This is a genomic window from Flavobacterium sp. (genome assembly GCF_044338735.1).
Classification (GTDB): Bacteria; Bacteroidota; Bacteroidia; order Flavobacteriales; family Flavobacteriaceae; genus Flavobacterium.
In genome coordinates, this window is record NZ_JBIIWV010000017.1 from 1 (window position 1) to 21,176 (window position 21,176).

The 21,176-nt window shown below is 34.3% G+C and carries 22 protein-coding genes; 15 read left to right on the top strand and 7 right to left on the bottom strand.

Annotated elements, in window-relative coordinates:
• Positions 1–121: 121 nt before the first annotated feature.
• Entirely contained in the window at positions 122–1,273 is a 1,152-nt protein-coding gene (locus tag ACIQZC_RS02285) for an ATP-binding protein (protein ID WP_396137617.1), read from the bottom strand.
• A 157-nt stretch (positions 1,274–1,430) separates the two neighbouring features.
• Between ACIQZC_RS02285 and ACIQZC_RS02290 the strand changes: the two genes are divergently transcribed.
• From ACIQZC_RS02290 to ACIQZC_RS02305, 4 genes are read left to right on the top strand one after another with little or no spacing between them, the layout of a single operon-like run.
• Positions 1,431–2,618 carry a phosphoglycerate kinase gene (locus ACIQZC_RS02290; RefSeq protein ID WP_396137618.1) on the top strand — a complete coding sequence of 396 codons (1,188 nt, stop codon included), beginning with the start codon at positions 1,431–1,433 and terminating at the stop codon, positions 2,616–2,618.
• 60 nt (positions 2,619–2,678) lie between these two features.
• The gene (locus ACIQZC_RS02295) at positions 2,679–4,223 is read left to right on the top strand and encodes a LysM peptidoglycan-binding domain-containing protein (protein WP_396137619.1); all 1,545 of its coding nucleotides are present in this window, start codon (positions 2,679–2,681) and stop codon (positions 4,221–4,223) included.
• A gap of 10 nt (positions 4,224–4,233) precedes the next feature.
• Complete coding sequence (locus ACIQZC_RS02300) at positions 4,234–5,214, top strand: DUF4837 family protein (protein WP_396137620.1); 981 nt, start codon at positions 4,234–4,236, stop codon at positions 5,212–5,214.
• Positions 5,215–5,224: 10 nt separating this feature from the next.
• Entirely contained in the window at positions 5,225–5,671 is a 447-nt protein-coding gene (locus tag ACIQZC_RS02305) for a GNAT family N-acetyltransferase (protein ID WP_396137621.1), read from the top strand.
• Between the two features lies 1 nt (position 5,672).
• Here the strand turns inward: ACIQZC_RS02305 and ACIQZC_RS02310 are convergent, their stop codons facing one another.
• The 5 genes from ACIQZC_RS02310 to ACIQZC_RS02330 all read right to left on the bottom strand — a co-directional run bounded on the left by ACIQZC_RS02310 (position 5,673) and on the right by ACIQZC_RS02330 (position 11,543).
• Complete coding sequence (locus ACIQZC_RS02310) at positions 5,673–6,515, bottom strand: OmpA family protein (protein ID WP_396137622.1); 843 nt, start codon at positions 6,513–6,515, stop codon at positions 5,673–5,675.
• A gap of 24 nt (positions 6,516–6,539) precedes the next feature.
• Positions 6,540–8,174, bottom strand: coding sequence for a S41 family peptidase (locus ACIQZC_RS02315; protein WP_396137623.1), 1,635 nt, complete (start codon positions 8,172–8,174; stop codon positions 6,540–6,542).
• 71 nt (positions 8,175–8,245) lie between these two features.
• Entirely contained in the window at positions 8,246–8,617 is a 372-nt protein-coding gene (gene rnpA, locus ACIQZC_RS02320; protein ID WP_396137624.1) for a ribonuclease P protein component, read from the bottom strand.
• A gap of 46 nt (positions 8,618–8,663) precedes the next feature.
• Positions 8,664–10,538 carry a M1 family metallopeptidase gene (locus tag ACIQZC_RS02325; protein WP_396137625.1) on the bottom strand — a complete coding sequence of 625 codons (1,875 nt, stop codon included), beginning with the start codon at positions 10,536–10,538 and terminating at the stop codon, positions 8,664–8,666.
• A 147-nt stretch (positions 10,539–10,685) separates the two neighbouring features.
• Positions 10,686–11,543 (bottom strand): MBL fold metallo-hydrolase, encoded by an 858-nt coding sequence (locus ACIQZC_RS02330; RefSeq protein ID WP_396137626.1) that lies wholly within the window; start codon positions 11,541–11,543, stop codon positions 10,686–10,688.
• Positions 11,544–11,776: 233 nt separating this feature from the next.
• Here ACIQZC_RS02330 and ACIQZC_RS02335 point away from each other — a divergent pair, with 233 nt between their 5' ends.
• The 11 genes from ACIQZC_RS02335 to ACIQZC_RS02385 all read left to right on the top strand — a co-directional run bounded on the left by ACIQZC_RS02335 (position 11,777) and on the right by ACIQZC_RS02385 (position 19,867).
• Entirely contained in the window at positions 11,777–12,106 is a 330-nt protein-coding gene (locus tag ACIQZC_RS02335; protein ID WP_396137627.1) for a HesB/IscA family protein, read from the top strand.
• A 120-nt stretch (positions 12,107–12,226) separates the two neighbouring features.
• A complete protein-coding gene (gene sufB / locus ACIQZC_RS02340) occupies positions 12,227–13,675 on the top strand; it encodes a Fe-S cluster assembly protein SufB (protein WP_396137628.1) in 1,449 nt (482 codons plus the stop codon).
• Positions 13,676–13,769: 94 nt separating this feature from the next.
• Positions 13,770–14,159 (top strand): four helix bundle protein, encoded by a 390-nt coding sequence (locus ACIQZC_RS02345; RefSeq protein WP_396137629.1) that lies wholly within the window; start codon positions 13,770–13,772, stop codon positions 14,157–14,159.
• A 32-nt stretch (positions 14,160–14,191) separates the two neighbouring features.
• Positions 14,192–14,941, top strand: a complete 750-nt coding sequence (gene sufC / locus ACIQZC_RS02350) for a Fe-S cluster assembly ATPase SufC (protein WP_396137630.1) — start codon at positions 14,192–14,194, stop codon at positions 14,939–14,941.
• A gap of 65 nt (positions 14,942–15,006) precedes the next feature.
• Complete coding sequence (sufD, locus tag ACIQZC_RS02355) at positions 15,007–16,323, top strand: Fe-S cluster assembly protein SufD (protein WP_396137631.1); 1,317 nt, start codon at positions 15,007–15,009, stop codon at positions 16,321–16,323.
• Between the two features lie 18 nt (positions 16,324–16,341).
• A complete protein-coding gene (locus tag ACIQZC_RS02360; RefSeq protein ID WP_396137632.1) occupies positions 16,342–17,565 on the top strand; it encodes an aminotransferase class V-fold PLP-dependent enzyme in 1,224 nt (407 codons plus the stop codon).
• Between the two features lie 11 nt (positions 17,566–17,576).
• Complete coding sequence (locus ACIQZC_RS02365) at positions 17,577–18,017, top strand: hypothetical protein (protein ID WP_396137633.1); 441 nt, start codon at positions 17,577–17,579, stop codon at positions 18,015–18,017.
• Position 18,018: 1 nt separating this feature from the next.
• Positions 18,019–18,438 carry a SufE family protein gene (locus ACIQZC_RS02370; protein ID WP_396137634.1) on the top strand — a complete coding sequence of 140 codons (420 nt, stop codon included), beginning with the start codon at positions 18,019–18,021 and terminating at the stop codon, positions 18,436–18,438.
• Between the two features lie 66 nt (positions 18,439–18,504).
• Positions 18,505–18,921 carry a GxxExxY protein gene (locus ACIQZC_RS02375; RefSeq protein ID WP_396137635.1) on the top strand — a complete coding sequence of 139 codons (417 nt, stop codon included), beginning with the start codon at positions 18,505–18,507 and terminating at the stop codon, positions 18,919–18,921.
• A 39-nt stretch (positions 18,922–18,960) separates the two neighbouring features.
• On the top strand, positions 18,961–19,284 hold the full coding sequence (locus ACIQZC_RS02380; protein ID WP_396137636.1) for an SUF system Fe-S cluster assembly protein: 324 nt from the start codon (positions 18,961–18,963) through the stop codon (positions 19,282–19,284).
• Positions 19,285–19,363: 79 nt separating this feature from the next.
• A complete protein-coding gene (locus ACIQZC_RS02385; RefSeq protein WP_396137637.1) occupies positions 19,364–19,867 on the top strand; it encodes a DUF2480 family protein in 504 nt (167 codons plus the stop codon).
• 13 nt (positions 19,868–19,880) lie between these two features.
• On the opposite strand, the gene hflX is transcribed toward ACIQZC_RS02385, so the two are convergent.
• Positions 19,881–21,104, bottom strand: a complete 1,224-nt coding sequence (gene hflX, locus ACIQZC_RS02390; RefSeq protein WP_396137638.1) for a GTPase HflX — start codon at positions 21,102–21,104, stop codon at positions 19,881–19,883.
• Positions 21,105–21,176 lie beyond the last annotated feature (72 nt).

A 21,176-nucleotide genomic window follows, 5' to 3' on the forward strand; every position in this document is an offset into this window, starting at 1 on the left:
GCAAAATGACTTTTTAGCCATTCAACGTTTCCTTTCCAGTCTTTAATTTTATCATAACCAGACTGTAAAAAAGTAATTGCTAATAAGGCCAAGACTAAAATAGGTGCAGCATCTGTCATAATTAAGTGTTTTTATGAATTAATCGAGTTAATTTTATAGATAAATCGGTTAAAATAATTTTACTATTTCCATTTCTTTCAATGTGGTAAATAGCATCTTCTAATTCTTTGTAAATATCGTTAATATTTGCACCATTTACAAACGGAGCAAATTTTTCCAATTCAAATTTTGGCACGTTTGTTTCCAAGAAAACCAAATCGTTTGCCTGATAATTAAGCAACAAAGCTTGTCTAAAGAAGTGTATGCAATAGTGTAAAAATTGTTTTTGCGTTTCTCTTCCGGTAGCGGCAATATTTTCACTCCAAGCAATTAAATCGTTAATAGCAGCGGCATTTCCTTTTGCTCTAAATGCGCTTCTCACCCACTCTACAAACCATTCGTCAAAAGGAAATTCATCGTCTTCTTTTCTAAAAATATGCAACGCTTTATTATAATTTCCTTCGCTTTGATGTGCAATTTTTTTAGCAACTTGTGGATCGCAATTTTCACGTGAAACTAATGCTTCAGCAATTACACTTTCGCTTAAACCTATAAAATCAATTACTTGACAGCGCGATAAAATCGTTTGCAACATGTCGCTGGTGCTTTCGGAAATTAAAATAAAAACCGTTTTAGCAGGCGGTTCTTCAAGAAGTTTTAGCAATTTGTTTGCTGACGGACCATTCATTTTATCGGCCATCCAAATAATCATCACTTTGTAACCACCTTCGTAGGCTTTTAATGCCAATTTTTTATTGATTTCTGTAGCTTCATCAACACCAATTAAGCCTTGCTTATTCTGAATCCCTAGATTTTTTAACCAATCAAATAAGTTTCCGTAAGGCGATTCCGTTAAAAATTGACGCCATTCTGTTAAGAAATTATCACTAATAGCATGGCTTTTTATACTGTCTGTGGTTGCAACCGGAAAAACAAAATGTAAATCGGGATGTGAAAAATGCTTAAATTTTAGATTGCAAGCCGTGTTTTCACCAACGTTTTCTCCACCAACATTGTTACACAAAATATATTGTGCATACGCAATTGCCATAGGAAGAGTGCCAGAACCTTCCGGACCTACAAAAAGTTGAGCATGCGGAATTCTTCCTGCCTCAGCACTTTTTGTGAGATGGTTTTTAATGTGTACTTGACCTAAAATTTCCTTAAAAAGCATACAACAAACCTAATCAAAATTTCCTGAATTGTAAACGAATCCATATAAAAAATCAAAATTGGAAAGTTTTAAAAAATTACTAAATATCATTATTCGTACAAAGATTTAGAATACAATAATTTATATTTGCAAACATCGAAACAATTAAACCATTATAATGAAAACACTTAACGACTTCAATTTCAATAACAAAAAAGCAATTATTAGAGTAGATTTTAATGTTCCTTTAGACGAAAATTTTAAGGTAACCGATGCCACTCGTATTGAGGCAGCAAAACCTACGATTGATAAAATATTGAAAGACGGCGGAAGTGTCATTTTAATGAGTCATTTGGGAAGACCTAAAGGTGTTGAAGCTAACTATTCGTTGCAACACATTGTTTCTAAAACCGAAGAAATTCTAGGTCAAAAAGTTTATTTTGCTTCAGATTGTATTGGTGAAACGGCAGAAACTGCGGCTAAAAATCTTCAACCTGGCGAAATCCTTTTATTAGAAAACTTGCGTTTTTATGCCGAAGAAGAAAAGGGCGATGTGGAGTTTTCAAAAAAATTAGCTGCATTAGGCGATATTTATGTCAATGATGCTTTTGGAACCGCGCATAGAGCTCATGCTTCCACAACAATTATTGCTCAATTTTTTCAAGACGCAAAATGTTTTGGTTATTTATTGGCCCAAGAAATTGAAAGCATTGACAAAGTATTAAAAAATTCGGAAAAACCGGTAATTGCTATTTTAGGAGGCAGTAAAGTTTCTTCAAAAATTACGGTAATTGAAAATATTTTAGACAAAGTAAATCACATGATTATCGGTGGCGGAATGACCTTTACGTTTGTAAAAGCCTTGGGAGGAAAAATAGGTAATTCTATTTGTGAAGATGATAAATTAGATTTGGCAATCGAAATTTTAAAACAAGCTAAAGCAAAAGGCGTACAAATTCATATTCCAGTTGATGTGGTTGCTGCAGACGCGTTTTCAAACGATGCAAATACTCAAATAGTTGATGTAAATCATATTCCTGACGGATGGCAAGGACTAGATGCCGGACCAAAATCATTAGCTATTTTTAGACGCATTATTTTAGATTCTAAAACGATTTTGTGGAACGGACCATTAGGTGTTTTTGAAATGGATAATTTTTCAAAAGGAACAATTGCATTAGGAGAATATATTGCAGAATCCACTGCGAACGGTGCTTTTTCTTTAGTTGGAGGTGGCGATAGCGTTGCCGCAGTGAAGCAATTTGGGTTAGAGCCAAAAATGAGCTATGTATCAACAGGCGGTGGTGCAATGTTAGAAATGTTGGAAGGCAGAACGTTGCCAGGGATTGCCGCAATTTTAGAATAGAAACAATAAAACGCTGATAATTAAGTTATTAGTTAAATGCGCCCCAAAAACAAAACCATAATGAAAAAAACAATCCTATATGTAATGTTATTACTCTCGCTTTACAGCTTTGGGCAAGAACATGCAGAAAGAGAGATCAACATACAATTACCTAAAGTTTCTTATCTAGATTCTTTGAAGGCAACTTTTATAAATCATAGTACCAGTAATTGTATAGACGAACGATGGGTGTCAGAATTAGCTAATATTGAATTATCTGAAAATATGTTTTCGGATATATCTGAGATTAATTTTGATGCTGAAGTAAGTTATAGTTTGTCTTCTGAAGTGGTTAAAAAACGATTAGCAAAATTAGATGCACGATCGCCTTTTAATATTGAATATAATCCGGCATTAGAAAACACCATTAAAACCTTTTTAAAGAACAGAACTAAAGCATTCGAACGTTTAATGGCAATTTCTGAATATTATTTTCCAATGTTTGAAGAACATTTGGCAAAATATAATATCCCAATGGAATTGAAATACTTAGCCATTGTTGAATCGGCTTTAAATCCGAGAGCAAAATCGAGAGTAGGCGCGTCAGGTTTGTGGCAATTTATGTATCCTACTGGTAAACAGTACAATTTAGAAGTAAATTCCTATGTTGATGAACGTTATGATCCGTTAAAAGCAACCGAAGCGGCTTGTCAATATTTATCAAGTTTGTATGAAATTTTTGGCGATTGGAGTTTGGTTTTGGCGTCTTATAATGCAGGCCCTACCAATGTTTCAAAAGCCATCCGAAGATCGGGTGGAAGTCAAAATTATTGGAATATTCGAAAAAATCTACCACGCGAAACCGCAAATTATGTTCCCGCTTTTTTAGCCACAATGTATATTTATGAGTTTAGAAAAGAACACGGATTGCAGCCTAAAAAAGCAACTTTAACGTATTTTGAAACCGATACCATCCAAATCAAAAGACAGTTATCGTTTAAGCAAATATCAGATTTATTAGATATTCCGGTACAACAATTAGAATTTTTAAACCCAATTTTTAAGCTTAATATCATTCCGTATGAACTAGAAAAACCACATTTTTTACGTTTGCCGAAAAATAAAATAGGATTATTTGTATCGAATGAAGATAAAATTTATGCCTATTTAGAATATCTTGAAACGTTGAAAGAGAAAACCAAAATTGAAATTAATCCTTCGGTTTCAAAAGATTCTTTAGTTTCTAATTTACATGAAAAAAATGTCATCCCAGAAAAAATAGTTAGGAAAATGCGTTTTTACACTATAAAACCAGGCGATAACTTAATGAAAATTGCAGAAAAACAAGGGGTTTTAGTTTCCGATTTAAAAAAATGGAATGATTTGAAAACGAATGCTATTATGGCGGGTCAAAAATTAAAAATTTATACCAATTCAAAAGAGTTTAATTCCGCACAACCAGAAACTCCAACCAAGAAATCGGAATTTTATACCGTTCAAAAAGGCGATACGCTATTCATTATATCCAAAAAACATCCAGGTGTAACGGTTGACGATTTAAAAAAATGGAATTCAATTCCAGATGATGCCATTCAGCCGGGTATGAAACTAAAAATTAACGGATAAACCAATTACAATGAAAAGAAGCGGAACGTTATTCATACTCATTTTACTTCTTTTTTCATGTATTGAAAAAAACGAAAATATCGGCTCGGCTACAGGCACTTCGTTTGGCGAAATCAATTCAATTTCAATTGTAATTGACGATAATTTATGGAATGGGGAAATAGGAGATACGCTTAGAAAAAAGTGGGCAGCACCAGTAGACGGACTTCCTCAAGAGGAGCCCCTTTTCACTTTAAATCAGTATCCCACAAAAATATTTGAAGGAATGGTGAAAAAAAACCGCAATATTATTGTGGTCAAGAAAGGTAAAAAAACCGACTTTGTGCATCAAAAAAACCGCTTTGCAGATCCGCAACAATTATTTTATATCACCGCAAACTCTTCTGCCGAATTGGTAAAGTTAGTTGAATTAAAATCTGCCGAAATTATCAAGAAAATAAAGGAATCTGAAATAGTTGAAAATCAAAAACGGTTCTTAAAAACACCTGTTTCAGATCAATTAATACAAGAAAAATTTCGTGTAAAAATGGCACTTCGCACCAATTACAAATATGAATTAGTGGCCAAAAATTTTTTATGGATTAGAAGGGAACTTGCCACAGGATATAACAGTTTGTTGCTGTATGAAGTTCCTATTTCACAAATAGAAAAAGACCACAATATTGTAAATAATATCATAAAAGTTAGAGATTCTATTGGTAAAAGGTACATTCATGGCTCATTAGGCAAAACATGGATGATCACCGAAAAGGCGTATTCGCCCTATTTTTTACAAACCCAAATTAACCACAAACTGGCTTTTGAAACCAAAGGAACTTGGCAACTTAAAAATGATTTTATGGCCGGGCCTTTTATTAATTATGCCATCATAGACCCAAAAAACAATCGGTATTTAATTTTGGATGGGTTTACGTATAATCCATCAAAATCAAAGCGCGATTTAGTTTTTGAACTGGAAGCCATGATGAAGTCGGTGGTTTTTTTACCTTAATTACCCAACTATGGAAATTACATTTAAAATAAAGCGTTTTAACGAGCTTTCTTCAGCCGAATTATATTCTGTGCTCCAACTTCGTTCAGAAGTGTTTGTAGTAGAGCAAAACTGCGTTTATCAAGACATTGATGACAAAGACGCAAAAGCACTTCATGTTTTAGGCTATTGTCAAAATGAATTATCGGCCTATTCAAGATTGTTTGATGCAGGAAATTATTTTGATGAAGCATCGATAGGAAGAGTAATTGTGCGCCAAAAATTTCGGAAATTCAATTTCGGACATGACTTGATGCGCGTTTCCATTGCTGCTATAGAAGAAAATTTTAATCAAACTGCCATTACTATTTCGGCCCAAGAATATTTAAAAATTTTTTATGAAAGCCATGGTTTTGTCCAAACCAGCGAATCCTATTTAGAAGACGATATTCCGCATATTGAGATGAAAAAAAAGTAACTTATTTTTTCCCCGCTGGAACTTCATTTTTTAAAATCAACAATTCTACCCTTCTATCAAGTGCGCTGCCTTGTTTCAAAGATTGGGTGTTGCCATATCCTCTATAAGTCATACGCGAGTTACTAATGCCTTTTTTAAATAAAAAATTAAAAACTCTTTTAGCCCTATTAACAGATAATTCTCTTTTTTTAGTTTCTCGATCAACGGCTTCTCGGTGATATGTCGGCGTGCAACATACGTGGCCTTGCACTTCAAAATGGATGTTTTTATATTTTAGTAAAAGGATTGCTATTTTATCTAATTCCTTTTTAGCCTGAGTTGTAAGTTGACTACTTCCTCGTTCAAAAAGTACTCGCTCTAGATAGATGCGATCACCCGCCACAGCATCTTTTTTTACAGTGCTGTAAACCCCCGGAATTTTTAAATTTTCAATTAGAACAGATTTATAGTTTACTACCACATCTACTCTTCGGTTTTTAGATCTGGCTTCAGGAATGTCGGTTTGTAAATCTTCATCGAGCATGATTCTGCCTTTTCCTTCAAGCGTAATGATAATTTTACTTTTAATACCGCGTTCAATTAATTTATCTTTTACGGTATTGGCTCTGTTAGTAGACAAAACAAAGTTGTATTCGTCTTTTCCCCTATCGTCGCAATAGCCATAAATTTGTATTGATTCGATTCGTGCAGTATCAATTTTTTGGACAAATGCTATGACACCTTCGGCTTGTTCTTCTTTTAAATTGAATTTATCAAATTCAAAAAAGATAGAATAGATTTCTTCTTCTTGAGCGAAACTGAGCCCAAAAGAAAAAAATGCCGCTACAAATACTAACCATTTCATAGATTGATAATTAGTTTTAATTAGTTATTTTTTTAATATCGAAGCGTATTGAGCCGAATTGTTTAACAGATTAATAGCTTGTTCAATTTCGGGATTGTTTTTGGTATAAAATAAATACAACCCATCTCTATATTGATGTCTGATGATCAATTCTTCTTGTAGGTGTTTTTTAATTTGCTCTTTATTTTTGTTTAGTTCTAATTCCTGACTTTTTTCTAATGCCGCCTCAAGTAGTTTGTATTCTGCCGCAATTTGACCCTCTATTTTTTCTTTTTTGGCGTTTTCCAATACAGTTTTTAACGCTTTATGAGTGTCTGAATCCAGATTAATTTTCTCTTGTTTTAAATAGTTTTTAAAAGCCATGAAATCAACATCAGAAACAGTAGGAATACCATTAACATTTGGATTTTTATAATATAATTGCGTAGCAAAATTAAAAATAGCATCGTTTTTTAATAATGCATCGGTACTATTTGCCATTTTAGTTGCTGCTATTTCAACATCAGGCAATATTCCACCACCGTCATAAACCGTTCGCCCAGCTTTTGTCTTAAAGGCGTTAAATTCGTTTTGTGTTTTTTTAATGGCTTTTCCGTTTTCATCTTTTTTTGCATAATCTAGCGCTTGAATGCATCTTCCCGAAGGGGTATAATATCTAGATATGGTAACTTTTACTTGTGTGCCGTAGGATAAATCCAAAGGTCGTTGCACTAATCCTTTTCCAAAACTTCTACTGCCTAAAACTACACCACGGTCTAAATCTTGAATGGCTCCCGCAACAATTTCCGAGGCCGAAGCACTTTTTCCATCTACAATTACCACTAAAGGAATCTCTATATCACTTGGTTCGTTTTTTGTGCGGTATTCAGAATTGTATTTTGCATTTTTAGATTTTGTAGTTACAATTAACTCATTTTTAGCCACAAAAAGATTGCAAATATTAACCGCCTCGTGTAATAAACCGCCTGGGTTTCCTCTTAAATCTAAAATTATTTTTGTGGCGCCTTTTTGTTTTAAATCTAATAAAGCAGCTTTCGTTTCGGCGCTTGCTTTTTCGTTAAATTTTGATAACACAATATAACCTGTTTTATCTTTTAACAGAGTATAGTATTCAACGGCTTTAATTTCAACTTCATTTAAAATAATGGTTGCGTTTTGAGTTTTTCCTTGTCTGATGTATTGAATAGCAACTTGAGTATTTTTTGCACCTTTGAGTAATTGAGAGGCGTCTTCTTTGTATTCTTTTAGGTTGACATCGCCTATTTGCGTAATTTCGTCACCCGCTTTTAAACCCGCTTTATCTGCTGGAAAGTCTTTATAAATTTCTTTTAAATATACTTTCCCGTCTTTTCGCTGCACCATAGCTCCGATGCCGGTATATTCGCCGGTATTGTTAATTTTAAACTTTAAAACATCTTGTTCGTTAAAAAAAACAGTGTATGGATCTAATTCTTTGAGCATGTTTTTGATGGCAATATCCATAAGTTCTCCAGCATTCGTTTCGTCAACATAATTTTGATTTACGGTTTTAAAAACGCCGGTAAAAATTTCAATTTGTTTAGCAATTTCAAAAAAGTCATTTTTAAAACTTACCCCTATAAAAAGAAAGGATATTGTTACTAAAGGGATAATTATTTTTCTATTGAAGAAACGTTTCATGAATTTTGAAATTGATTAATACAGTTACGAAAGTAAAGAATATTGTGCAAAAACTAAACTTAAGCGACGATTTACTTTGTTATTTCGGAAAATTTTTGAAAAAGTTGAATGGTTTTTTCTTCGATTTCCTGATAAGACAGACGTTCATTGGTTTGATAAAAGAACATAAATGCATAAGGTTTTTGCAACGAATCAATTAAAAGATGCTTGTTTAAACGATAGGTTTCACGCAAGACACGTTTATAATAATTGCGGTCAACCGCTTTTTTGAAGTATTTTTTTGAAACCGAAACGCCTATTTTTATTAATTCAGCATTTTCTTCTGTGTTTTCAACATATATCAAACGTAATGGAAATTTCGAAACCGAATTTCCATCCGAAAAAAGCAAATCAATTGTGGTTTTGCTCTTTAATTTTTCGTGTTTTGGATACGTGAACTGCATAAGGCAAAGGTATAAAAAAAGCCGACTTTTTTGAGTCGGCTTAATTCTATTGTTTTTTGGGAAAAATATTGTTTTCTTTTTCTATATCTGCCATTAATTGTTCTGGGTCAATGGTAATGGATTTAATAGTTTTATTTTGAACTTCAAAAGTAAAGGTTGGATACGCCCAATCCCATCCTTTTAAAACGGTTGCTTTAAGATTAGGGTATGGATTCGGTTTTTCCCAACGCATTAACGTGTTTGGGATATAGAAAAATTCTTTAGTTCCGTCGGAATATTCCACTATAATATCTAGTGGCATTGGCATTCTACCTTTGCGTTCTAACGTTATTTGGGTGCTATTTTGTGCCGTGTTTACCGATTTTATGGCATAATCAATAGTGTTTGTTGTTAATGTCCATTCTAATAAATACCAATCTAAATTAGCTCCAGATACTTTTTCAGCTACACGCTTAATGTCGTTTGGTGTTGGGTGTGTAAATTTATACTCGTTGTAATAACGTTTGATGGTTTTGTTGAGGTTTTCTTGACCAATAATATAGCCTAATTGTGCTAAAAACACTTCTCCTTTGCTATAAGCCGAAATTCCATAAGCCATATTAAATTCATAACGATCGGCGTGAGTAGAAAGCGGTTGCTCTTTTCCTAATTTTGCTAAATAAATGTAATTATTGTAGGCGTCTTCATAAGGAATTTCTGGTTTTTTAGGAGGTAAAACTTTGTTCATCGCCAAGTTAGAAATGTACGATGTAAATCCTTCGTCCATCCATTCGTGTTTGGTTTCGTTAGTTGCCAAAACAAATTGGAACCAAGAATGCGCCATTTCGTGAGCCGTAACACCCACTAAGCTTCCAAAGGCTCTGTTTCCGGTGATTAACGTACACATTCCATATTCCATTCCGCCATCGCCACCTTGAATTACAGAGTATTGTTTGTAGGGATATTGTCCTACATTTTCATTAAAAAAAGCTAACAATTCAGCAGTTTTTGGTTGCATTTTTTTCCAATTTTCTAAATTGTCTTTTTTGTTTTTGTACAAGAAATGCAATTCCACATTATTAGGCCCTAAAATCATGTCGTGAACAAACTCATTATCGGCGCCCCAAGCAAAATCATGTACGTTTGGCGCATAGAAATGCCAAGTAAGTGTTTTGGTTTTCTTTGGATACACAACTTCTAGACCTTCATCTTGATAACCATGACCAATTTCGTTTTTGTTTTGTAAATAGCCCGTTCCGCCAATGGTGTAGTCTTTATCAACTGTGATTTTTACATCAAAATTTCCCCAAACACCATGAAATTCACGTGCAATGTATGGATTTGCGTGCCATCCTTCAAAATCATATTCGCACAACTTTGGGTACCATTGCGTCATCGATAAAGCAACGCCTTCTTCAGATAATCGGCCAGAACGACGAATTTGTAAAGGGACTTGACCTTCAAAATCTAATGAAAAGGTTGTTTTTTGTTTTGGTAAAATGGCTTTTGCTAAAGTAACTTCTAAAATAGTTCCAACAACTTTTGAGGTTGCAGCAACACCATCTTGTTTTAAATTTGCAATATTTAAGTAGCCAATTTCGTTTGGTTTTAAAGTGCTAATTCTACTTTCTTTAGTTTCTTTTCCTTCTTTTTTAAAGGTTCTTACCATTCGTTTATCTGGATCAGAAATGGCTTGAAGTCTTGCATCCATTTCGCTTCCAGGTTGAAACGCATTGTTGAATAAATGATAATATACTTTGCGCAAGGTATCGTTAGAATTATTGGTGTAAACAATTTCTTGTTTTCCGGTGTATTGGAATTTTTTGACATCCATATTCACCTCCATTTTATAGTCAACGTGTTGTTGCCAATAGCCCGGATTTGGATTGTTTTGTGCCAATAGTATAATTGGAAAGAAGCTAAAAAAAAGAATTTTTTTCATGGTTGCTTTTTTAAATACTACAAGAAAAAAATGCCCTGTAGAATTGTATTAATTTAAAATTTAGAATTCTTTTCATCATTCCAATTAATTTCAGTTATTGGACTGATGTGATTTGTTTTTGTTACAGTTCTTTAAATTTTTACGGCTTTAAAAAAGGTCTTCGCATTTAAAAACATCTTTTAAGCGTACTCCTTTTTCCGTTTTTTCTACCGTAATTATTTGATTATGAGCGTCGTGTTCTAAAAACAAATAATAATTGTTTTCGGCTGCCGCGTTCATAAATTTTGTTTTTTCGTCTAAAGTTAACAACGGTCTTGTATCATATCCCATTACATAAGGAATAGGAATATGTCCTGCTGTTGCCAGTAAATCACCACAAAAAACAATTGTTTTTCCTTTGTAATTGATGTGTGGAATCATTTGTTTTTCAGTATGACCATCGGCAAAGAAAATGCCAAAACCTAATTCAGATTCTTGTAAAAAATCGCCTTCTGGTCGTTTGATAAAATTCAGTTGCCCACTTTCTTGCATCGGAATGATGTTTTCATGTAAAAACGATGCTTTTTCTCTAGAGTTTGGCTTTGTAGCCCACTCCCAATGATTGTCATTCGTCCAGAATTTAGCATTTTTAAACGCCACTTCATAGCCCGTTTTAGCTGCGTTCCAATTCACACTTCCGCCACAATGGTCAAAGTGCAAATGCGTCATAAAGACATCGGTAACATCATCGCGATGAAAACCCGCATTTTTTAGTGATTTATCTAACGAATGATCGCCCCAAAGCGAATAATATCCAAAAAATTTATCCGATTGTTTGTTGCCCATTCCTGTGTCAATTAAAATTAAACGATTTTCGTCTTCAATTAATAAACAACGAGCTGCAATATCAATTAAGTTGTTTTCATCGGCCGGATTGGTTTTATTCCACATGGTTTTTGGCACAACACCAAACATAGCACCTCCATCTAGTTTAAAATTTCCCGCTTCAATAGCATGCAATTTCATGATTTGTTATTTTGTGCCAAAATACAAAAAATACTATAAATGGAAACTATGCTAACATAAGTTATAAAAATGTTAGCAAGCCTTGTAAAAAGTAATTAATGGATTATCTTTGTCGTTAATTTAGACAAAATCAAAATAAGCTATGAAATGAGCATGAGAAACAATTGAATTTAAAAACAAATTTTTCAATGCAAATTACATATCACGAATAAAACACAAATACTAACGACGTTATGATTAAAGTTTCTGATACAGCAAGTAAAAAAATCGTTGCGATGATGCAAGATGATGGTTTTGATGCGGCCAAAGATTATGTGAGAGTAGGCGTAAAAAGTGGCGGTTGCTCGGGGTTGTCTTATGAATTAAAGTTTGACAAAGAACTAACCGAGAACGATAAAGTTTTTGAAGATAACCACATAAAAATTGCCGTTGAGAAAAAGAGTTTCCTTTATTTAGCAGGAACCATTTTAGAATTTTCGGGCGGTTTAAACGGAAAAGGATTTGTTTTTAACAATCCTAATGCACAAAGAACATGTGGGTGCGGAGAGAGTTTCTCGCTGTAAGCCTCCCCAACCCCTCCAAAGGAGGGGCTCCAATAGTTATTGTTAATATAAAAATATAAAATAATTGAAATCCTATTTACCCCTAATAGGAGTTCCCCCTTCGGGGGCTAGGGGGCTAATATGAGCAAATACACAGAAGACGACTTAAAAGTCGAATTAGAAAATAAAGAATACGAATATGGATTTTACACCGAATTAGACTCGGAAACGTTTCCTATTGGATTAAATGAAGACATTGTTCGGGCGATTTCTAAGAAAAAAGATGAACCTGAATGGATGACCGAATGGCGTTTGGAAGCTTTCAGAGCTTGGTTAGAAATGATAGAACCAGAGTGGGCAAACGTTCATTATGAAAAACCAGATTTTCAAGCGATTTCGTATTATTCAGCACCCAAAAAAGCCGATCCTAATAAAAAACTAGAAGACGTTGACCCGGAACTTTTAGCGATGTATAAAAAGTTAGGAATTTCGGTTGACGAACAAAAGAAAATGAATAATGTGGCGATTGATATCGTGGTAGATTCAGTTTCTGTGGCAACGACTTTTAAGAAAACATTAAACGAAAAAGGCATTATTTTTTGTTCTATTTCGGAAGCCATCAAAGAACATCCCGAATTAGTTCGAAAATATTTAGGCACCATTGTTCCGCAGAAAGATAATTTTTATGCGGCTTTAAATTCGGCAGTTTTTTCTGACGGAAGTTTCTGTTATATTCCAAAAGGCGTTCGTTGTCCAATGGAATTATCAACGTATTTTAGAATAAATCAAGGTGGAACTGGTCAGTTTGAAAGAACATTGCTAATTGCCGATGAAGGCAGTTACGTTTCATATTTGGAAGGTTGTACGGCACCAAGTCGTGATGAAAACCAATTGCACGCAGCCGTTGTAGAATTAATTGCGATGGACGATGCCGAAATCAAATATTCAACGGTGCAAAACTGGTATCCAGGAAACAAGGAAGGCAAAGGAGGCGTTTACAACTTCGTAACCAAAAGAGGTTTGTGCGAAAAAAACGCTAAAATTTCTTGGACACAGGTAGAAACAGGTTCGGCAATAACGTGGAAATATCCTTCGGTTGTGTTGAAAGGCGATAATTCAATTGGCGAATTTTACTCGATTGCAGTTACCAACAATTATCAACAAGCCGATACCGGAACGAAAATGATTCACTTGGGTAAAAATTCAAAATCAACCATTATTTCTAAAGGGATTTCAGCTGGAAAATCACAAAACAGCTATAGAGGATTAGTCCAAATAGCAGCAAGAGCCGAAAATGCTCGTAATTTTTCGCAATGTGATTCGCTTTTAATGGGAAATAATTGTGGCGCACACACCTTTCCGTATATCGAAAGTAAAAATGCATCGGCTAAAATTGAACACGAAGCTACTACTTCAAAAATTGGAGAAGATCAAGTGTTCTATTGCAACCAACGCGGAATTCCAACCGAAAAAGCAATTGCTTTAATCGTAAACGGATTCAGTAAAGAAGTATTGAATAAATTACCAATGGAATTTGCGGTTGAAGCGCAGAAATTATTGGAAATTAGCTTAGAGGGAAGTGTTGGTTAAATTTGTTTAAAGTTTAAGGTTCAAAGTTTAAAGTTGGCTTTTTTAGCACGTTTAATCTTTAATCTTAAATAAAGTCAAAAATTAAACAAAAAATATGGCAACAATAAAAAAATTTGAAGATTTAGAAATTTGGAAAGAAGCAAGAAAACTTTCTAAAGAAATAATTACAATTGCTAAAGAGTCGGATTTAAAAACAGATTTTAGATTAAAAGATCAAATAAAAGCGTCATCAGGTTCAGTTATGGATAACATTGCAGAAGGATTTGAAAGAAATGGAAATTTAGAATTCAGACAATTTTTATCCATTGCTAAAGGTTCGGCTGGCGAAACTCGTTCTCAATTATATAGAGTTTTTGATAATGAATATATTAATGAGGAACAGTTAAACTCATTAGTTTTAGAATATGAAAATTTGAGTGGTAAAATTAATAACTTCATAATTTATTTAAATAATAACGATTACAAAGGAACGAAGTTCAAATAACTTTAAACCCTAAACTTTAAACCTTAAACAAAATGCTTGAGATAAAAAATTTACATGCGTCTGTTGAAGACAAAGAAATATTAAAAGGAATCAACCTTGAAATCAAAGCAGGAGAAGTACATGCGATTATGGGACCGAATGGTGCCGGAAAATCTACTTTATCTTCAATTATTGCCGGAAATGAAAATTACGAAGTTTCTGAAGGAGAAATCTTTTTAGACGGAGAAGAAATTTCAGAATTAGCTCCAGAAGAAAGAGCGCATAAAGGTATTTTCTTATCGTTTCAATATCCTGTAGAAATTCCAGGTGTTTCGGTAACGAATTTTATTAAAACCGCAATTAACGAAAAACGTAAAGCAAACAAGCAAGAAGAAATGCCTGCGAATGAAATGCTGAAATTAATTCGTGAAAAAGCAGAATTATTAGAAATGGACCGAAAATTCTTGTCGCGTTCTTTAAACGAAGGGTTTTCAGGTGGTGAAAAGAAGCGTAACGAAATTTTCCAAATGGCAATGCTAGAACCAAAAATCGCAATTCTAGACGAAACCGATTCTGGTTTAGATATCGATGCGTTACGAATTGTTGCTAACGGAGTGAATAAATTGAAAACTGAAAATAACGCGGTGTTAGTCATTACGCACTACCAACGTTTGTTAGAGTATATCGTTCCCGATTTCGTTCACGTATTAATGGACGGAAAAATCGTAAAAACTGGCGGAGCAGATTTGGCTTTAGAACTTGAAGAAAAAGGTTACGATTGGATTAAAAATGAATTAAATTAGTTTACAGTCTCAGTCACAGTTATCAGATGACTGCGACTGAACACTGCGACTGAATACTAAATACAATGGAATTAAAAGATAAACTATTAGCTTCTTTCATGGCCTTTGAAGAAAAGATTGATACCCATTCTGAACTTCATGAGGTAAGAAGTAATGCCATAAAAAATTTCGAATATAAAGGTTTCCCCACAAAAAAAGAGGAAGCATGGAAATACACATCGTTAAATGCGATTTTGAAAAATGATTTTTCGGTGTTCCCAAAAAAGGATAATGCCATCGAATTTAAAGACGTAAAAAAGTATTTCTTACACGAAATCGACACGTTCAAATTAGTTTTTATAGACGGAATTTTTAGTTCGTTTCTATCTTCTACAACACATGATGGTTTAGATGTTTGTTTGATGTCTTCGGCATTGACCAAACCCAAATACAAAATGGTAATTGACACCTATTTTAATCAAATTGCTAGTAAAGAAGAAAGTTTAACATCTTTAAACACTGCATTTTCGTTAGAAGGCGCCTACATCAACATTCCGAAAAGTAAAGTAGTAGATAAGCCAATTGAAATTATTTATTTTTCTACAGGGACCGAAGCTGCTTTGATGGTACAGCCTCGAAACTTGATTGTTGTGGGAGAAAATGCGCACGTACAAATTGTAGAGCGTCACCAAAGTTTGAATTCAAATCCGGTTTTAACCAATTCGGTTACCGAAATTTTTGCTCAAAAACGTGCCATTGTGGATTATTACAAAGTACAAAACGATGTGCAAACCGCTAATTTGATTGACAACACTTACATTGCCCAAAAGCAAGAGAGTAGAGTAGCGGTGCATACATTTTCGTTTGGCGGCAACATCACTAGAAACAACTTGAATTTCTATCACCAAGGAGAACGAATCGACTCTACCTTGAAAGGAATTACTATTATTGGTGACAAACAACACGTAGACCATTTTACTTTAGTGCAACATGCTACGCCAAATTGCGAAAGCCACCAAAATTATAAAACGATATTAAACGATAGCTCAACGGGCGTTTTCAACGGAAAAATTTTCGTAGAAAAAGAAGCGCAAAAAACCGATGCGTTCCAACAAAACAACAACATTTTAATTGGCGATAAAGCCACCATCAACGCAAAACCACAATTAGAAATTTTTGCTGATGATGTAAAATGTTCGCACGGTTGTACCATTGGACAATTAGACGAAAGCGCAATGTTTTACATGCAACAACGCGGAATTCCTAAAAAAGAAGCCAAAGCCTTGTTGATGTATGCGTTTACAAGCGAAGTTACCAACAGTGTAAAAATCCCAGAATTAAAAGCAAAAATTGCTCGTATTATCGCTGATAAATTAGGCGTAAATATGGGATTTGATTTGTAAAAAATAAATCTTAGAAATATGTTAGACATCCAAAAAATAAGAGCTGATTTTCCGATACTTTCACAAAAGGTAAATGGGAAGCCGTTGGTTTATTTTGATAACGGAGCTACTTCGCAAAAACCGCAAGTGGTTATCGATGCTATTTCTACCTATTACAGCGAAATCAACGCGAATATTCACCGCGGTGTGCATACGTTGAGTCAATTGGCTACCGATGCCTATGAAGCTTCTAGAAATACGATTCAAAATCATTTGAATGCAAAACACAACTACGAAATCATTTTTACTTCGGGAACGACTTTCGGAATTAACTTGGTGGCGAATGGTTTTGCAAGTCTTTTAAAATCAGGTGATGAGGTGATGGTTTCGGCTTTGGAACATCATAGCAATATTGTGCCTTGGCAATTTTTATGTGAAAGAACAGGAGCAAAGTTGGTGGTTATCCCAATGAATGAAAAAGGGGAATTAATCCTTTCGGAATTTGATAAATTACTTTCCGAAAAAACGAAAATCGTAACGGTTAACCATATTTCAAATGCGTTAGGTACGGTTAACCCAATAGAATATATCATTAAAAAAGCACATGGAGTAGGAGCAGCGGTTTTAATTGACGGCGCTCAAGCCACACCACATTTACGTCCAGATATGCAAGCATTGGATTGTGATTTTTATGTGTTTTCAGGACATAAAGTTTGCGGGCCAACAGGCGTTGGAATTTTATACGGAAAAGAAGAATGGTTGCGAAAATTGCCACCCTATCAAGGCGGAGGCGAAATGATTGCTGAAGTTACGTTTGAGAAAACCACGTATGCCGATTTACCACATAAATTTGAAGCAGGAACACCAAACATAGAGGGCGGAATTGTTTTAGGAACCGCTATTGATTACATGAATGCCATTGGTTTTGATGATATTGCTACTTACGAACACGAATTATTACTTTACGGAACCAAAAGATTACAAGATATAGAAGGTTTAACGATTTATGGTCCTGAAATTTCGGGAGGAAATAAAACTTCAGTTATTTCATTTAATATTGAAGGGATTCATCCTTATGACATTGGCACAATTATAGATAAGTTAGGTATAGCAGTGAGAACAGGTCATCATTGCGCGCAACCTATTATGAATTTTTTCAATATTCCCGGCACCATTAGAGCAAGTTTTGCTTTTTACAACACTAAGGAAGAAATTGATATCTTTGTAGAAGCGGTTAAAAAAGCACAAATGATGTTGTCTTAAAAAGAAAGCGTATGAGAGTTTTATTAGGCATTATACTTCTGTTTTTTGTGGGTTGTAAACCGACTAAAAGCGACATGAATAATCACCAGAACAATGACATTCCGGTTATAAAATATGAGGCAAATGCTCGAAATTTTGTTTTAAACATCAAAGTTGAACATCAAGTGTTGTTTGTTTCTCGCGAACGAGATGCTAAAGATTACCAAGAAAAAATAACTATTTCTGATGCGGATTGGAAAGAAATTGTGATGCTTACCAAAGCAGTAGATTTGGCTAAAGTGAAAGACTTCAAATGGCCTACAGAAAAACGGTTTTATGATGGTGCGGCACATGCAAATATTACATTTATTTCAGCTGGAGTTGAATATCCTGCGAACGGTTTTGATCATGGATATCCGCCAATGGAAATAGAAAAATTGGTAAATAAAATTTTGAAATTGACCGAAAAATAACATGACAATACAAGACATACAACACGAAATTGTTGACGAATTTTCTATGTTTGACGACTGGATGCAGCGCTACGAATACATCATCGAACTTGGGAAAACACTTCCTTTAATAGGTGAACAATACAAAGTAGATGAAAATATCATCAAAGGCTGTCAATCTAAAGTTTGGGTGCATGGCGAAGAGCAAGACGGAAAAATTGTTTTCACAGCCGATAGTGATGCGATTTTAACCAAAGGGATTATTGCCGTTTTAATTCGGGCGTTTTCAAACCAAACACCAGCAGCTATTTTACAAGCAAATACTGGTTTTATTGATGAAATTGGATTAAAAGAACATTTATCGCCCACAAGAGCTAACGGATTGGTTTCAATGATTAAACAAATAAAAATGTATGCTTTAGCGTTTCAAGCAAAGCAATAAAAAATTAAACATATAAGCCATATAAGTTTTTCAATATGATCTACACCACAAAAAATAATGCAAGCCATGAAGAATGTTACAAAAACGCAGTTAAAAGATTTAGTTTATCAAGTTAACGGAGCTGCAATAGAAGTTCATAAAAGATTAGGGCCAGGATTGCTAGAAACAGTTTATCACCAGTGTCTTATTAAAGAATTAGAATTACGAAATATAAATTCAATTTCAGAATGCAATATTCCAATTAATTACAAAGGATTTGAATTAGAATCAAAACTGAGATGTGATATTTTGGTTGAAGACATTTTAGTAGTTGAATTGAAAGCAGTTGCGGAAATGAATCCTATTTATGAGGCGCAACTTTTAACTTATATGAACTTACTTGAAAAACCAATAGGATTACTGATTAACTTTAATGTTAAGAATATTTATTACGAAGGACAACAAACATTTGTAAACAAACTATATAATACATTATGGGATTAGCTTATATGACTTATATGGTTATAATAAAAATTAAAAAAAATGGAAGAATTTAACGATACAATCAACTTAGGCGAAGACGTTGTCAAAGTATTAAAAGGAATTTTTGACCCAGAAATTCCGGTAGATATCTACGAATTAGGTTTAATCTACGATGTTATGATTAATGAAGACAACGATGTAAAAATCGTCATGACTTTAACATCACCAAATTGCCCAGTGGCTGAAACAATGCCGCAAGAAGTGGAGGAAAAAGTAAAATCTATTGATACCGTAAAATCGTGCGAAGTAGAAATTACTTTTGATCCGCCATGGAGCAAAGACTTAATGAGCGAAGAAGCGAAGTTAGAATTGGGAATGCTTTAAAAAAGTAAGCAGTCGCAGTCGCAGTGAGCAGTTTCTGAGCTTCTTACTGAAAACTGAGACTGAAAACTGAGACTAAACAATGGATGAAATAGTAAACAAAGTAGCGCAAAGTTCTTTGATGGTATTCGATTTAGAAGATTACTATCCAGATAATCATGTGGTTGAGGTTGATATTTCGCAATGGTTAGTGGAAGGTTTTTTACTAAAAGAAGCTAATTTTAGAGCCCAATTAAAAGACACCGACTGGTCTAACTACGCGGACAAATATGTGGCCTTGTATTGTGCTACCGATGCCATTTTACCCGCTTGGGCATTTGCATTAGTTGCGGTTCATTTGACGCCGTTTGCTTTACACATTATTCACGGCACGAAACAAATGGCAGTTATTGAATGGTATCAAGACATTTTAAACAAACTCGACTACACCGATTATTTTGACAAACCAGTTATCTTAAAAGGCTGTTCTAAAAAAGCCGTACCCAATGAAGTGTATACTTTAGCGATTCAAAAATTAATGAAAGTAGCCAAAAGTGTTATGTTTGGCGAGGCGTGTTCGGCAGTGCCTTTGTTTAAGCGTAAATAACCGATTTGAGGTTTTACTCGTTCTCAACCGCGTCTTTATAATCGGGATATAAGAATTTATTGTACGGAAAGCGTGTAATGTGAATTTCACGAACTGCTTCATAAACCTTTTCTCTAAATTCTTCAAAGTTGGCTTTTTCTGTTGCTGAAATAAACAAGGTTTTGTTTTCACCTAATTTACTCATCCAAGTTTGTTTCCAATCTTCCAAGGTGTAATGCTTGGTGCTTTTTTCAACACTTAAATCAGTTGCATCAAAATAAACCGATTGAAAAGCATCAATTTTGTTAAACACCATAATCGTGGGTTTATCGGCACTTTTAATGTCTAGTAAAATTTGATTTACCGAAGCAATGTGGTCTTCAAATTCGGGATGTGAAATATCTACCACATGAAGCAATAAATCAGCTTCTCTCACTTCATCTAAGGTGCTTTTAAACGACTCAACCAATTGCGTGGGAAGTTTTCTAATAAATCCTACGGTGTCGCTTAAAAGGAACGGTAAATTCTTAATTACGGTTTTTCGAACCGTAGTGTCAAGCGTGGCAAATAATTTATTTTCGACAAACACATCGCTTTTTCCTACAGCATTCATTAAGGTTGATTTACCTACATTGGTATAACCTACTAAGGCCACACGAACCATCGCTCCGCGATTGCTGCGTTGCGTAGCCATTTGTTTGTCGATTACTTTGATTTTATCTTTCAGTAACGAAATTCGATCACGCACAATACGACGGTCGGTTTCAATTTCAGTTTCACCAGGGCCACGCATTCCGATACCTCCTTTTTGACGTTCTAAGTGGGTCCACATTCCGGTTAAGCGAGGTAATAAATATTGGCATTGGGCTAATTCAACTTGTGTTCGTGCATAGGATGTTTCGGCCCGTTGCGCAAAAATATCTAAGATAAGATTGGTTCGATCTAGTACTTTACAATCTAATTCTTTGGTAATGTTTTTAGATTGTGAAGGGGTTAATTCGTCATCAAAAATTACGGTTTTAATGTCGTTATCTTTAATATAATATTTGATTTCTTCTAATTTACCCGTTCCTACAAAGGTTTTAGGATTAGGTTTATCCATTTTTTGTGAAAAACGTTTTACCACCGTTCCACCAGCAGTGAATGTTAAAAACTCCAATTCGTCAAGATATTCATTCAGCTTATCTTCACTTTGGTTTTGGGTTATTATTCCAACTATAATTGATTTTTCAAAGTCAATAACTTCTTTCTCTAACATAATCGTTCTTTAAGAATACAAAGGTACGAAATAGCAAGCATAAAAAAAGCGACTCAAATGAGCCGCTTTTGA

Bases quoted from the DNA above. Each gene is read 5' to 3' on its own strand.
- ACIQZC_RS02345 (WP_396137629.1), top strand. From the start codon at position 13,770: ATGGCAACAATAAAAAAATTTGAAGATTTAGAAATTTGGAAAGAAGCA.
- ACIQZC_RS02290 (WP_396137618.1), top strand. From the start codon at position 1,431: ATGAAAACACTTAACGACTTCAATTTCAATAACAAAAAAGCAATTATT.
- ACIQZC_RS02310 (WP_396137622.1), bottom strand. From the start codon at position 6,515: ATGAAATGGTTAGTATTTGTAGCGGCATTTTTTTCTTTTGGGCTCAGT.
- ACIQZC_RS02370 (WP_396137634.1), top strand. From the start codon at position 18,019: ATGACAATACAAGACATACAACACGAAATTGTTGACGAATTTTCTATG.
- ACIQZC_RS02325 (WP_396137625.1), bottom strand. From the start codon at position 10,538: ATGAAAAAAATTCTTTTTTTTAGCTTCTTTCCAATTATACTATTGGCA.
- sufD (WP_396137631.1), top strand. From the start codon at position 15,007: ATGGAATTAAAAGATAAACTATTAGCTTCTTTCATGGCCTTTGAAGAA.
- ACIQZC_RS02305 (WP_396137621.1), top strand. From the start codon at position 5,225: ATGGAAATTACATTTAAAATAAAGCGTTTTAACGAGCTTTCTTCAGCC.
- rnpA (WP_396137624.1), bottom strand. From the start codon at position 8,617: ATGCAGTTCACGTATCCAAAACACGAAAAATTAAAGAGCAAAACCACA.
- sufC (WP_396137630.1), top strand. From the start codon at position 14,192: ATGCTTGAGATAAAAAATTTACATGCGTCTGTTGAAGACAAAGAAATA.
- ACIQZC_RS02380 (WP_396137636.1), top strand. From the start codon at position 18,961: ATGGAAGAATTTAACGATACAATCAACTTAGGCGAAGACGTTGTCAAA.
- ACIQZC_RS02330 (WP_396137626.1), bottom strand. From the start codon at position 11,543: ATGAAATTGCATGCTATTGAAGCGGGAAATTTTAAACTAGATGGAGGT.
- ACIQZC_RS02385 (WP_396137637.1), top strand. From the start codon at position 19,364: ATGGATGAAATAGTAAACAAAGTAGCGCAAAGTTCTTTGATGGTATTC.
- ACIQZC_RS02300 (WP_396137620.1), top strand. From the start codon at position 4,234: ATGAAAAGAAGCGGAACGTTATTCATACTCATTTTACTTCTTTTTTCA.
- ACIQZC_RS02360 (WP_396137632.1), top strand. From the start codon at position 16,342: ATGTTAGACATCCAAAAAATAAGAGCTGATTTTCCGATACTTTCACAA.
- sufB (WP_396137628.1), top strand. From the start codon at position 12,227: ATGAGCAAATACACAGAAGACGACTTAAAAGTCGAATTAGAAAATAAA.
- ACIQZC_RS02295 (WP_396137619.1), top strand. From the start codon at position 2,679: ATGAAAAAAACAATCCTATATGTAATGTTATTACTCTCGCTTTACAGC.
- hflX (WP_396137638.1), bottom strand. From the start codon at position 21,104: ATGTTAGAGAAAGAAGTTATTGACTTTGAAAAATCAATTATAGTTGGA.
- ACIQZC_RS02335 (WP_396137627.1), top strand. From the start codon at position 11,777: ATGATTAAAGTTTCTGATACAGCAAGTAAAAAAATCGTTGCGATGATG.
- ACIQZC_RS02375 (WP_396137635.1), top strand. From the start codon at position 18,505: ATGAAGAATGTTACAAAAACGCAGTTAAAAGATTTAGTTTATCAAGTT.
- ACIQZC_RS02285 (WP_396137617.1), bottom strand. From the start codon at position 1,273: ATGCTTTTTAAGGAAATTTTAGGTCAAGTACACATTAAAAACCATCTC.
- ACIQZC_RS02315 (WP_396137623.1), bottom strand. From the start codon at position 8,174: ATGAAACGTTTCTTCAATAGAAAAATAATTATCCCTTTAGTAACAATA.
- ACIQZC_RS02365 (WP_396137633.1), top strand. From the start codon at position 17,577: ATGAGAGTTTTATTAGGCATTATACTTCTGTTTTTTGTGGGTTGTAAA.